This is a genomic window from Micromonospora sp. NPDC005172 (assembly GCF_040608555.1).
Classification (GTDB): Bacteria; Actinomycetota; Actinomycetes; order Mycobacteriales; family Micromonosporaceae; genus Micromonospora.
This window is the reverse complement of record NZ_JBEXIL010000055.1, coordinates 1-12,901: the sequence shown is the minus strand read 5'-3', so window position 1 is coordinate 12,901 and position 12,901 is coordinate 1. Positions and strand designations below refer to the sequence as shown.

11 protein-coding genes and 1 pseudogene are annotated in these 12,901 nt (G+C 72.4%); 8 read left to right on the top strand and 4 right to left on the bottom strand.

What is annotated here, in order from left to right; translation table 11 throughout:
* Positions 1–67: 67 nt before the first annotated feature.
* Entirely contained in the window at positions 68–2,668 is a 2,601-nt protein-coding gene (locus ABZV06_RS27230) for a LuxR C-terminal-related transcriptional regulator (RefSeq protein WP_355248156.1), read from the bottom strand.
* Positions 2,669–2,938: 270 nt separating this feature from the next.
* Here ABZV06_RS27230 and ABZV06_RS27225 point away from each other — a divergent pair, with 270 nt between their 5' ends.
* From ABZV06_RS27225 to ABZV06_RS27215, 3 genes are all read left to right on the top strand, one after another.
* Positions 2,939–4,120, top strand: coding sequence for an RNA ligase RtcB family protein (locus tag ABZV06_RS27225; RefSeq protein WP_355625033.1), 1,182 nt, complete (start codon positions 2,939–2,941; stop codon positions 4,118–4,120).
* The gene (gene prfH, locus ABZV06_RS27220; RefSeq protein WP_355625031.1) at positions 4,117–4,779 is read left to right on the top strand and encodes a peptide chain release factor H; all 663 of its coding nucleotides are present in this window, start codon (positions 4,117–4,119) and stop codon (positions 4,777–4,779) included. The genes ABZV06_RS27225 and prfH overlap by 4 nt, the downstream gene beginning before the upstream one ends.
* Positions 4,780–4,914: 135 nt before the next feature.
* Complete coding sequence (locus ABZV06_RS27215) at positions 4,915–6,300, top strand: glycoside hydrolase family 43 protein (RefSeq protein WP_355625029.1); 1,386 nt, start codon at positions 4,915–4,917, stop codon at positions 6,298–6,300.
* A gap of 43 nt (positions 6,301–6,343) precedes the next feature.
* Here ABZV06_RS27215 and ABZV06_RS27210 read toward each other — a convergent pair whose 3' ends face one another.
* Positions 6,344–7,237, bottom strand: a complete 894-nt coding sequence (locus ABZV06_RS27210; RefSeq protein WP_355625027.1) for an alpha/beta hydrolase — start codon at positions 7,235–7,237, stop codon at positions 6,344–6,346.
* 194 nt (positions 7,238–7,431) lie between these two features.
* On the opposite strand from ABZV06_RS27210, the gene ABZV06_RS27205 reads away from it, so the two are divergent.
* Both ABZV06_RS27205 and ABZV06_RS27200 read left to right on the top strand, forming a co-directional pair.
* Positions 7,432–8,259: a PIG-L family deacetylase gene (locus ABZV06_RS27205; RefSeq protein ID WP_355248171.1), complete on the top strand. Its 828-nt coding sequence runs from the start codon at positions 7,432–7,434 to the stop codon at positions 8,257–8,259.
* A gap of 43 nt (positions 8,260–8,302) precedes the next feature.
* A pseudogene (locus ABZV06_RS27200) lies at positions 8,303–8,719 on the top strand (response regulator transcription factor); the annotation flags it as partial.
* Positions 8,720–8,878: 159 nt separating this feature from the next.
* Here the strand turns inward: ABZV06_RS27200 and map are convergent.
* A complete protein-coding gene (map, locus tag ABZV06_RS27195) occupies positions 8,879–9,697 on the bottom strand; it encodes a type I methionyl aminopeptidase (RefSeq protein WP_355625025.1) in 819 nt (272 codons plus the stop codon).
* A gap of 101 nt (positions 9,698–9,798) precedes the next feature.
* Here map and ABZV06_RS27190 point away from each other — a divergent pair, with 101 nt between their 5' ends.
* From ABZV06_RS27190 to ABZV06_RS27180, 3 genes are read left to right on the top strand one after another with little or no spacing between them, the layout of a single operon-like run.
* Positions 9,799–10,065 (top strand): helix-turn-helix transcriptional regulator, encoded by a 267-nt coding sequence (locus ABZV06_RS27190; RefSeq protein WP_355248177.1) that lies wholly within the window; start codon positions 9,799–9,801, stop codon positions 10,063–10,065.
* Positions 10,066–10,117: 52 nt separating this feature from the next.
* Positions 10,118–10,387: a hypothetical protein gene (locus ABZV06_RS27185; RefSeq protein WP_355248179.1), complete on the top strand. Its 270-nt coding sequence runs from the start codon at positions 10,118–10,120 to the stop codon at positions 10,385–10,387.
* The gene (locus ABZV06_RS27180; RefSeq protein WP_355625023.1) at positions 10,384–10,908 is read left to right on the top strand and encodes a hypothetical protein; all 525 of its coding nucleotides are present in this window, start codon (positions 10,384–10,386) and stop codon (positions 10,906–10,908) included. The genes ABZV06_RS27185 and ABZV06_RS27180 overlap by 4 nt, the downstream gene beginning before the upstream one ends.
* Before the next feature lie 13 nt (positions 10,909–10,921).
* Here the strand turns inward: ABZV06_RS27180 and eccCb are convergent.
* On the bottom strand, positions 10,922–12,901 hold a 1,980-nt coding region (eccCb, locus tag ABZV06_RS27175), incomplete at its 5' end, for a type VII secretion protein EccCb (RefSeq protein WP_355625021.1).

Genomic DNA, 12,901 nt, shown 5'->3' with positions numbered 1-12,901 from the left:
AGGGCGGTCGAGCTGAGGACGCGGCGGTGACCGTGGCGCTTGTCGCGCCACGGCCGCCGCCGCGTCCTCAGCCGGTCGGCCGTAACGCGTCCGACAGGTCCCGCCGCGAGGTCACCGCCAGCTTGCGGTACGCCCGTCCCAGGTGTGTCTGCACGGTACGCACCGACAGCACCAACGCCTCGGCGATCTCCCGGTCGGACAGGCCCCGGGCGGCGAACCCGGCGATCTGCCTCTCGCGCGCGGTCAGCCCCGCCACCCTCGCCGGGCCGTCGTGTACCGCCGATCGCAGCCGGGCGCGCAGGTCGACGGCGAGCCCGCCGGTGTCGGTCGCCCCGGATCGACGACCGGCCTCGCCGGCCACCTTCAGCGCCTGACCGGTCATGTTCATGTCCACGAGGCGGTGCGCGTGCTCCAGGATCACGGTCGGATCGCGTCCGGCCAGCGCGATCACCGCCCGCCCGGCCGCGACGAGCCGCTCGGCGTCCACGTGGCCGATGGCCTCGGCAATGCGGTCCGCGTAGCGGGCGGGACCGGCGACCGGGTCCAGATGCGCGGCGTAGATGAGGTAGCCCAGCTCCACCAGCCAGCTCCCGGACGCGTGGGCGACGACGATCGCCTCGTCCATCAGTCCGCCGGCTCGCGCCGGCCGGCCGGACGCCGCGGCGACCGCCGCCTGCGCCCACGGGCGCAGTCCCGGGATCAGCGCGACCGCGTCGACCCGGTGGTCCCGCAACACCGCCTCCGCCTCGTCCGGGCGGCCGTCCTCGGCAAGGGTGACGGCCAGCCAACCGGTGGCCTCGGAGCGGAACATCCCGTTGCCGCCGGCCTGCTGGGCGACGGCGTCCCGGAGCCGGCTGATGGCGCCCGCCCGATCCCCGCTGACCCGCTGGGCGTAGCCGTCGAACAGGGGCCAGGCGGTGTGGGAGAGCCCGGAGACGAGCGGGTCCGGCGGCAGCGGCCACCGCCCGGCGGCCGGGTCGGTGAGCGGACCGGTCGGGGTGGGCTGACGCCACAGCTCGGCCAGTGCAAGCGCCGCGCCGGCCATTCCGCGGACCTGCGGCAACGCCGACGAGCCGGACCGCTCGACCGTCTCGACAGCCGCGCGGCCCACCCGTACCGCCTCCTCGGTGTGGCCGGCCAGCACCAGCGCGGCAACCGACGCCAGGGTGACCCGCAGGCGCGCGCCGCGCGAAAGTGCCTCCCCTAGCAGCTGGCGAGCGCTCGTCAGCGCCTGCGCCGCCTCGCCGCTGAACAACTGGACCACCACACCGAGAGCCGCCAACTCCGCCTGGCCGGCCAGGTCACCGGCCGCTGCGGCGTCCGCGCGCAGCCGCCGCAGGTCGTCGTACGCCTGCCGGGGCTCGCGCCCGACCCAGAGGCGGTGCGCAGCCACGGCCATGCCCACCGTCACCCGGGCGGTCCGGTCACCGGCCGCCTCCGCGTCCCGTGCGGCGGTGTCCAGCGTCTCGTACGCCTCGACGGCGCGTCCCTGCTCGACCAGCGCGGCACCGAGCGCGACCGCCGCCGGCGCGCCGCCACCCTCGTGCCAGGCGCGACGGGCCAGCTGTTCCGAGGCGGCCGGGTCGACGTACAGGCAGAGGCCGGCCGACCTGATCAACTCCGGCGGCCCGACCGGTTGGCCGGCGTGCACCGCCCAGAGTGCGCTGGCCACACCCTGCGGTCCGCGCGGGCTGGCCTGGCGGGTACCGGCCAGCAGCGCGGCGGACACGCGTCGACGCCGCGCGGGCGACATCCGCCGACGGACCGCCGCGCCGAGCATCGGATCGCGTAACCGCACCAGGACCTGGTCGCCGCGCTCCTCGCTGCGGATCATGCCGAGCTGTTCGAGATCGGCGAGCAGCTCCGGCGACGCGGCGGCCTCCGCCACGGCCAGCGGCAGAGGCCCGCCGAGCGCCATGGCGGCCAGCGCCTCCTCGCCGGGGCGGCCGACGCGGTCCAGCTCCCGGTCGAGCAGATCGGCCACCTGCGCCGGCACCGCCAAGCCGGCGCGCCAGCGCCACTGGTCGCTGTCGCGCACGAGCGAACCGACCTCGCGCCCGTGGTCGACCAACGCCACCGCCAGATGCGGTAACCCGCCCGTCCACTGCCACAGCAGGTGGGTGGTGGACCGGCTGACCGGGCCGGCCAACCGCTCGGTCGCCAGCGTGCCGACCTGGGCCTCGGTCAGGGCGGGTACCACCAGCCGGCAGAGCCCCGCGTCCTTCCAGAGCGCGACGACGGCGTCCGGCGCCGGCACTCCCGACCGGACGGTGGCCAGGGCCCGGACCGCACGCGCCTGCACGAGGCCGAGAAGCACGCCGGCCGACGGTCCGTCGAGCAGGTGCGCGTCGTCGACGACCAGGACGGGTGTACGGGTAGGACCGCACCGCTCGACCAGGCTGGCCCGCACACTGCTGTGCACCAGGGCCGGGTGCAGGGCTGGGTGACCCCCGGTGAGGAGTTGCCCGAGCGCGCCGAAGGGCACCTCGTTGCTCGCCTCGGTGGCGGTGATCCACACCATGGCGAACAGTCGGGGCGGTAACTCGGCGACGACCGCCCGGGCGAGGGCCGTGCGACCGACCCCCGCCGGACCGATGAGGACAGCGCCGTCGGCCCGCACCAGCGCGGTGCGGGCCTGCGCGAGCATGCCGTCACGCCCCGTCAGCATCCCCGGATGATGACGGGACACCGGCCCCTCCGGCCATCGCCCATCCGACAGATGTCGTACGGCGTCAATCGTTGCCGACCAGACGTCGCGCACCGGGGCCTCGGGTGTCGCGGCCCCACGTTAATGGGTTGCCGCCTGCGACGGACGTCGCCAGAGTGGTGCCCATGACGTACTGACGGACACCATCCGAGCACCGCGCCGAGGCCGCTTCGCGCCGCCCGGTGCCGTACCTCCGTCCGTTCCTTGCGATCCAGCGAGAAGTGAGCGTCATTGTCCGAGTACCACCTCCCTCGGGAGTCCCTGTCCCCGCCCGCCCCCGCCACCGTCACGGTGTTCGCGTCCGCCGCGAGTTGGATCGAGTCCGCCGCGCTCGACCAGTGCCGGCAGGTGGCCGCCCTCGACGGCATGGTCCACGTCGCCGGCATGCCGGACCTGCACCCCGGAAAGGGTGCCCCCATCGGCGCGGCCATGGCGTCGACCGTGCTGTATCCGTTCCTGGTGGGCTCCGACATCGGATGCGGTATCGCCGTGTTCCCCATTCGACTCCGGCGCGTCGTACCCGAGCGGCTGGCCGCGCGGTTCCCCGACCTCGACCGTCCGCTCGACAGCGAGCTGGGCGCCGACGACCCGGCGTGGGCCGTTGTCGCGGGTGACGTTCCCGGCGACTATCGGGACGGACTCGGCACGGTCGGCCGCGGTAACCACTTCGTCGAGCTGGCCCGCGTCGACACCGTCTTCGCGCCGGAGCACGCACAGCGTCTCGGGCTCGCGACCGGTGACCTCGTCCTCGTCGTGCACAGCGGGTCGCGGGGTCTGGGTGAGCGGATCCTGCGTACGCACACCGAGGTGCACGGTGCGGGTCCCGCTCCCGACCCGGCCGCATACCTGGCCCGACACGACGAGGCGGTGCGCTGGGGCTCGCTCAACCGGCGGCTGCTGGCCGCCCGGGTCGCCTACGCTCTGGGCGCCGAGCCGGCCGAGCCGGTCGTCGACCAGTGCCACAACCTGGTCGAGGTGCGCGACGGCGTCTACCTGCACCGCAAGGGGGCGGCACCCGGTGACGGCCGCGACGTGCTGGTCGCCGGTACGCGGGGCACCGCGTCCTACCTCGTGGCGGCCCACGCGGGGGCGGACGCCAACCACTCGGTGGCGCACGGCGCGGGTCGCAAGATGTCCCGCGCCGACGCCCTGCGCCGGGGCCGCGCCAAGCACACGGTCGAGGAGCTGCGGCGTACCCCGGCGGGTTCGCTCGTGGTGTGCGGCGACCGCCAGTTGCTCTTCGAGGAGGCGCCCACGGCGTACAAGCGGATCGAGCAGGTGATCGGCGACCTCGTCGAGCATCGGCTCGCCACGCCGGTGGCCACCACGATCCCCCTGGTCACCTACAAGACGCCGGACGTCGGGGCCCGGTCGGACCGGCGTGAGCAGCGTCGCGGGCGGGGTCGGTCGTGAGCGCGTACCTGCTGCTCTCCGCCGGCCGTGGGCCGCGGGAGTGCGCGTGGGCGCTGGCCGAGCTGCTGCGCCGTCTGGAGGGTGACGCCGTTCGGCAGGGCGTGACTGTCCAGCGGGTCCAGGTGGCCCCTGGCGACGGGCCCGGCACCTGTCGGTCGGCGCTGATCCGGATGTCCGGCGCCGACGCCGAGGCGTTCGCGGCCTCCTGGACGGGGACGCTCTGCTGGCAGGCGCCCAGCCCCTACCGGGCGGGCGTGGGTCGTAAGAACTGGTACGTGACGGCGCAACCGCCGCCGAGCGACGCGCCGACGACGACGTTCGCCGAGGCCGACGTGGAGATCGTCGGCTGCCGCACCGGCGGTCCCGGCGGCCAGCACCGGAACAAGGCCAGCACGGCGGTACGCGCCACCCACCGTCCCTCGGGCCTCGTCGTGGTGGTGGACGACGAACGGCAGTTCAGCCTGAACCGGCGTATCGCCCTCGAACTGCTGCGCCAGCGTGTCGAGCGCGGCGACGAGGCGGCCCGGCGCGCGGTCGCCGTCGCCCGTTGGCGCATCCACGACGACCTCGTGCGGGGCGACCCGACCCGCGTCGAACGCCCGGAGCCGGTGTCCGCGCCGCGTCGGCAACGGCGTGGGCGGGCGGCCTCCGGCCGGTGAGAGCGGGCCTCGGGTCGGCGGTCACGAGGGGTTGCAGGCGTGTCGCCGACGTCGTACGTTAGCGATCACATCGATAAGCACGAATGCAAAGCGTCTGGTGCCGCGACCCGTCCCGCCGCAGAAAGGCCACCGACCGTGCCTCTGACCCGACGCGCGTTCACCCTGGGCGCGCTGTCCACCGCCGCTGCCGCCACCGGCGCGCTGAGCCTGCCGCGCACCGCCCTCGCCGCGCCGAACACCTCGTACGCCATGGCCTACTTCACCGAGTCCCCACAGGGCCTGGGCGCGGACTACGGACTGCACCTCGCCGTCAGCCGCGACGGTCTCAACTGGACGCCGCTGAACCAGAACAACCCCGTCGTCACACCGACCGCCGGGCAGTTGGGCCTGCGGGACCCGTTCGTCCTCCGCAAGCAGGACGGCACCTTCGTGGTGCTGGCCACGGATCTCAAGGGCACCAACTGGAACCAGACCAGCCAGTACCTGCACGTGTGGGACTCGGCCGACCTGACCAGTCTCACCGGCTACCGCCGAATCCGGATGCACACGCTGAACACCCACACGTGGGCGCCGACCGCGTTCTGGGACGCGGCCCGGGGGCAGTACGCCATCGTCTACTCGGCGAACAACGGTCAGGACGTGTTCCTGGTCAACTACACCAGCGACTTCCGGACGGTCAGCTCGCCGCAGGTGTTCTTCAGCCCCGGCTTCGGGGTCCTCGACGGCGACGTCGTCGTCGACGGGGGCACCACCTACCTGTACTACAAGAACCTCGCCAACGGGAACCTCTACGGCGCCCGGTCCGGCAGCGGCGCGCCGAACAGCTTCACCACGTACACCTCGGGGCTTCTACAGGGCAGCGGTATCGAGGCGCCGCTGCTGGTCAAGGCCGTCGACGGCAGCGGCTGGCGACTGTGGGGCGACTCGTACAGCCCGGTCAACAACGACTACTACGCCTGGTCGACAACCGCCATCGGCGCCAACTCCTGGACGCCGCTGAACCAGCGCGACTACACCCCACCGTTGAACGCGAAACACGGGTCGATGACCGGCATCAGCGACGCCGAGTACGCCGGTCTCGTCGCGCGTTGGGGAACGCCGAACTGGGTCCGGCTGAAGTCCTCCAACCTGCCGGACCGCTACGTGCGGCACTACAACTACGTGGCCCGCGTCGACACGTACCCGTTCGACCCGTACCAGGACCAGTTGTGGCGGATGGTTCCCGGTCTCGCCGACGCCGCGGCGGTGTCGTTCGAGTCGGTGAACAAGCCCGGCCTCTTCCTGCGCCACTACAACTACGAGGTACGGCTGGAGGCCAACGACAACAGTTCGGCGTTCCGGGCCGACGCGACCTTCTACCGCACCGCCGGCCTGGCCGACGCGTCCTGGACGTCGTTCCGCTCCTACAACTACCCGACCCGCTACCTCCGGCACTACAACTACGTGCTGCGCATCGACCCGCTGAGCGCCAGCTCCAGCGCCACGGATCGACAGGACGCCACCTTCCGGATCACCTCGTAGGGGCTCGCGGGCCGGGGCGCGCGGCACGGGCACCGGAGACGGCTCACACCTCCAGGATCGCGTCGGCGAACGCCCGTGGCGCCTCCTGGGGCAGGTTGTGCCCGATGCCACCGCCGACGATCCGGTGCTCGTACCGGCCGGCGAACTGCTTGCCGTAGACGCTGGGGTCCAGGTGAGGCGCGCCGTTGGCGTCACCCTCCAGGGTGATGCTGGGAACCGTGATCTTCGGCTTGCCGGCCAGGCGCTCCTCCACCTCGGCGTACTGCGGTTCGCCCTCGGCCAGGGCGAGCCGCCACCGGTAGTTGTGGATCACGATGTCGACGTGGTCGGGATTGTCGAACGCGGCCGCGCTACGGTCGAACGTCGCGTCGTCGAACGTCCACCTCGGCGATGCCGTCTGCCAGATCAGCCGGGCGAAGTCGCGGCGGCTACGGTCGTACCCCTGCCGGCCGCGCTCGGTGGCGAAGTAGTACTGGTACCACCAGGAGAACTCGGCCTTCGGCGGCAGCGGCGTACGGCCCGACTCCTGACCGTCGATCAGATAGCCGCTGACCGACACCAGACCGGAACAGCGCTCGGGCCACAACGCGGACACGACGTCGGCCGTACGCGCGCCCCAGTCGAATCCGGCCAGCTTCGCGCTGTCGATGTCGAGGGCGTCCAGGAGAGCGATGAGGTCGAGTCCCATCGCGGCCGGCTCGCCGTTGCGGACGGCGTCGTCGGCGAGGAGGCGCGTCGTGCCGTAACCCCGCAGGTACGGCACCACGACCCGGTGGCCGGCGTCGGTGAGCAGCGGCACGACGTCGACGAAGCTGTGGATGTCGTACGGCCAGCCGTGCAGCAGGATCACGGGGGGCCCGTCCGGCGGCCCGGCATCGACGTACCCGACGTTCAGGACGCCGGCGTCGATCTGTCGCACGTCATCGAACACCGCCATGGAACCGGTCCCCTTCGTCGCCTGGTTCGAGGCTGTCGGGCGCACCCTGAGTGCGCCGACGCCGCCCCCGGAGAAGCGTAGGGAGCCCCGAGTCGCCCGCGAGCGGCTTCGGCAAGGACGTCAGGGCCGTCCGGCGAATGGCTAGGATGCGGTCGCTGCCAGACCGGATGCGACGCTGGTCGTAGGGTGGTGACATGGCTGAGCGATCCCTGACCCTGATGGCGGTGCACGCGCACCCCGACGACGAGGCGACGAGCACCGGCGGCGTCCTCGCCCGGTACGCCGCCGAGGGCGTCACCACGGTCCTCGTGACCTGTACCGACGGGCGGTGCGGCGACGGGCCCGGCGGGGTCAAGCCCGGCGAGCCCGGCCACGACCCGGCCGCCGTCGTGGCCATGCGCCAGGCCGAGCTGGAGGCCAGCGCCGCCACCTTGAAGGTCACCCACCTGGAGACGCTCGGCTATGGCGACTCCGGGATGATGGGTTGGTCGACGAACGACCAGCCCGGCTCCTTCTGGACCACGCCGGTGGCCGAGGCCGCGGACCGGCTGGGCGAGTTGATCCGACGGTACCGACCCGACGTCATCGTCACCTACGACGAGAACGGGTTCTACGGTCACCCCGACCACATCCAGGCGCACCGCATCACCATGGCCGCCGTGGCACAGACCGACGTCCCCGCGAAGGTCTACTGGACGACGGTGCCCCGGACGGCGTTCGCGGAGTTCGGCCGGGTGATGAAGGAGCTCGGCATCGAGTGGGCCGACCCGGACGAGTCGTCGGACATGCCCGAGTTGGGTCTTCCCGACGACGAGATCACCACCTGGGTCGACACCCGCGACCACGGTGCCCAGAAGTTCGAGGCCCTGGCCGCGCACGCCAGCCAGACCGAGAACATCTTCTTCCTCCAACTTGGCCAGGAGCGGTTCACCGAGCTGATGGGCGTGGAGACCTTCGTCCGGGTGCGGGACAACACCGACGCGCCCGTTCCCGAGGACGACCTCTTCGCCGGCCTCCGCTGACGCGTTCCCACGCCGGGCGGGTCGGCCGGCTACCGTCTGCGGTGTGCGGGTGGTGGTGGCGGAAGACCTGGTGCTGTTGCGGGACGGGTTGATCCGGCTGTTGGAGGCACACGGTTTCGAGGTCGTCGCCGCCGTGGGCACCGGGCCGGATCTGCTGACCGAACTCGTCAACCGTCGACCCGACGTGACAGTGGTCGACGTACGGCTGCCTCCGACGTACACCGACGAGGGTCTGCGGGCCGCGCTCGCGGCGCGGGCCGAGGTGCCGGGCCTCCCGGTGCTGGTGCTCTCGGCGTACGTGGAGCGACTGTACGCGCGGGAACTGCTGGCCGACGGCCACGGCGGAATCGGTTACCTGCTCAAGGACCGGGTGTCCGACCTCGGTGAGTTCGTCGACGCGGTCCGCCGGGTCGCCGCGGGTGGCACCGCCCTCGACCCCACGGTGGTGGCGAAGCTGCTCGACAGCCGGAGCCGGTGGCACCGGCCTACGCGGTATCACCGGCCGGCTCGACGCCATCGACGCCCGCCTGTTGGTCGACAGCCCGGTCGGCGGCCCGACGCGGGTCACCGTCACGGTTCCGATCGAGCCCGAATGATCGGCGCGGGCACGCGCCCATCGTCAGGACGTCACGGCCGACTGTCCGCTGCGGCTGCCCGGCCCTGCGACCTGCCCCGGCCGAGGCGTCAGTACGCGGGGACCGGTCTCGGTGACCGCGACGGTGTGCTCGGAGTGGGCCGAGCGCGAGCCGTCCGCGGATCGGATCGTCCAGCCGTCCTGGTCGAACTTGATCTTATCGGTGGTGCGGCAGAACCACGGCTCGATCGCCACCGTCAGGCCGGGCTTGAGTGTCATGCCCCGGCCGGGACGGCCGTTGTTGGGCACGTGCGGGGCCTCGTGCATGGTGCGGCCGATGCCGTGCCCACCGAACTCGTTGTTGACCTGGTAGCCGTAGCGGTGGGCGACCTCGCCGATGGCGGCGGAGATGTCGCCGAGCTGGTTGCCCGGCCGTGCGGCACCGATGCCGGCCTCCAGCGCGACCTCGGTGGCCTCGATCAGCTTCAGGTCGGCCGGGGCGGGGGTGCCGACGACGACGGACAGCGCTGAATCGGCGGCCCAGCCGTCGATCTGGACCGCCATGTCGATGCTCAGCAGGTCACCGTCGCGCAGGACGTAGTCGTGCGGCAGGCCGTGCAGCACGGCGTCGTTGACCGAGAGGCACAGGACGTTGCGGAAGGGCCCACGACCGAAGGACGGTGTGTAGTCCCAGTAGCAGGAATCGGCACCCCGCTCCGAGATGCGGCTGCGGGCGTGGTGCTCGATGTCCAGCAGGTTGACGCCGACGGCGGCGACCGCCCGCAGCTCGGCCAGCAGCTCACCGACGAACTGGCCGGTCACGGCCATCCGATCGATCTCCGCGGCGGACTTCAGCTCGATCACGATCAATCCTCCCCATCCGATGCGGTATATTTATACCACGTCGTCCGGACGACCAGCGGGTCGACATTGCCGGTCCACGAGGGCGGAACTATCCTGCTCACATGGTTCGGCCACCACTCACTCCGGCACAGATCGCCGCGGGGCAACGCCTCGGCGCGGCGCTCCGGGTCGCGCGAGGCAGCCGCAGCCTCGTCGAGGTGGCCCTGGCAGCCGGCATCTCACCGGAGACCCTGCGCAAGATCGAGGTGGGTCGGCTTCCGGCACCGGCGTTCGGCACCGTGGTCTGCCTCAGCGAGGTCCTCGGTGTCGCACTCAGCGACCTCGCCGAGGTGTGGCTCGCCGACCTGGGCGTCCGCAGAGCGTCCTGAGCGCTCGACCGGGGCACGCCGGTGGCCGTCTGCCGTGGGAGGTGAGCGACCGATGAGCAGCAGCAGTGCCCTCGACATGGATCCCGAGAACCTCCGCGACGTCGCCCGCGACATCGACACGCTCGCGAACCGCATCCACGCGGTCGGAGCCCTGGTCGCCGACGAGACGGCCCCTGCCGCCGTCCTCGAGTGGGTCGACGAGCTACCGCGGATCAGCGAGGACCTGCGTCAGGTCGCCGATGCCATCCGTACCGTCGTGGCTTCGGTCTCGGTCGCCGACGACGAGATGGCGCGCCGGTTCGCGCACCGTGGTGACGGATGACGACCGACGACACGGCGGCCCTGCCCTACGCGCGGTTGGTGGCCGCGCCGCCGAGCGGCGACGCGGACCGGGGCGAGCGATGGAGCCAGGCCGCGCAGGCGCTCGGCGAGGCAGCCGACGAACTCCGGCGGCTGCATCGCCTGCTGGCCGGGCACTGGCGGGCAGGCTCGGCCCAGCAGGACACCGACGAGGTCCTTCGGCGGCTGGCGCGCCACCTCGACGACGCGCACGACGCGTACGCCCGGATCGCCGGCGCGGTAACGGCTCGCGACGACGACCTGAGCCGGGCACGTCGGCTCGCTCTCGCGGCCGCCGCCGACGCGCGCCTCGCGGGGCTGGTGGTCACGCCTCAGGGTGAGGTCGTCCCCGCGTCCGATGCGGCCACCACCGCGCCGATGGCGGTGCGTGCGGCGGCGAGCCGGCTGACCGCCCGGATCGCCGACGCGACGGACCAGGCGGCGGCCGCCGAGCGGCGCGCATCCGAGGAGTACGCGGACATTCCCGCGCCTCACCCCCGCTGATGCGCGGAGGTGGTCAAACCGGCCCGACCAACGCCGTCTGGATGAGCTGCTGACCGTCGCTGCGGCGCACCAGCGTGCCACGACCCGGCGGCTGCGGGCTGGGCCGCAGACTACCCACGACGGCGCCCTCCTCCCGGTTGCCGGACATCAGCAGCAGCGGCGAGTCGAGTTCGCGCAGGCGTTGCAGGACCGGCTCGTAGAGCGCGCGGGCCACGCCACCGACCCGGCGCGTGACGATCAGACGCAGGCCGATGTCGCGGGCCTGGGGCAGCAGCTCGAGCAGGGCGCTGACCGGGTTGCTGCCGCCCGAGGCGACCAGGTCGTAGTCGTCGATGAGGACGAAGAGGTCCGGCCCCTTCCACCAGCTCCGCTCGCGCAGCTGCGCGGGGGTCACCTCCGGGCCGGGCAGCCGGTTCTGCAGGGCACCGCGAATGGACATCATGCTCTCGCCGAACACCTTGTTCGACGCGGCGTAGTCGAGCAGGTGCTCCCCCTCGACCGCGCCCAACAGGCTCCGTCGGTAGTCGGCGATCACCAGTCGGGCCTGGGCCGGCGTGTATCGCTCCACGATGCCCCGGGCGATCAGCCACAACAGGTTGCTCTTTCCACACTCGGCATCGCCGAAGACGGTCAGGTGCGGCTCGACGGCGAAGTCGAGGTTGACCGGTGCCAGCGCCGACTCGTTGACGCCGATGGGCAGCCCCGGCGCGGACCGGTCGACGACCTTGGCCAGCTCGGCGACGGTCAGCTTCTGCGGCAGCAGACGTACCTCCGGGGCCGCGGGGCCCGGCCAACTCGCCGCCACCTGCCGGGCCAGCGCCACCGACGCCTCGCCGAGGTCCTCGATGTCCTGCCGCGCGTCGATGCGCGAAAGCGCCGCGAGGAAGTGCATCTTGTCGGGCGTCACGCCGCGACCGGGCGAACCGGCCGGCACATTCTGAGCGGCGCGCCGGTCGATCTCCGACTCGGCCGCGTCGCCGAGTCGCAGTTCGAGTCTGGTGCCGAGGAGATCGCGCATGGCGATCCTGACCTCTGCCCAGCGCACGGCGGTGACGACCACGTGGATACCGAAACTCAACCCGCGGTTGGCCAGGTAGGTGATGGTCTGTTCCAGCTCCTCGTAGTCCTGACGCAGGGTGTTCCAGCCGTCGACGACCAGGAAGATGTCACCGAACGGGTCGTCGGCGAACTCGCCGGCCGCACGCCGACGCCGGTAGTCGGCCATCGAGTCGACGCCCTCGCGCGCGAAACGCGTCTCCCGGTCGTCGAGCGCGGCGACCACCTCGGCCACCGTCCGGCGAACCCTCTCGGTGTCCCGTCGCACGGCCACCCCGGCCACATGCGGCAGCTCCGACAGGCTGCGCAGCGCGCCACCACCGAAGTCCAGGCAGAAGAACTGCACCTCGCGCGGGGTGTGGGTGAGGGCGAGCGCCGCGATCATCGACCGCAGCAGGGTGCTCTTGCCGCTGAGCAGCCCGCCCACGATCACCACGTTGCCACCCGACCCGGCGAGGTCCACCATCATCGGCTCACGGCGCTGTTCGTAGGGGCGGTCGACCACGCCGACCGGCACGGTGAGCCGACCTCGGCCGGCCCACTCCGCGGTGCACAGCCCGAAATGCGGGTGCAGGCTCAGGGCTGGCAGCAGCTCACCCAGGGTCGGCGGCTCGGCCAGCGGCGGCAGCCAGACCTGGTGCGCCGGGAGCCCCCGGCCACGAAGCTGGTTCACCACCAGGTCCAGCACCGTCGCACCGGGTTCCGCCAGGGCAGTGCCCGGGTCGGCATTGCCCAGCGTGGGCGGTCGTGACACATAGGTCGCCCGGAACCGCACCATCGTGGAGTTCTCGGTCTTCAGGTAGCCGTGCCCCGGCGCGTTGGGCAGCTCGTACGCGTACGGCACGCCGAGCACGATCCGGCTCTCCACCGCCGAGAAGGTCCGCAACCCGATCCGGTACGACAGGTGCGTGTCCAGACCGCGCAGCTTGCCCTCCTC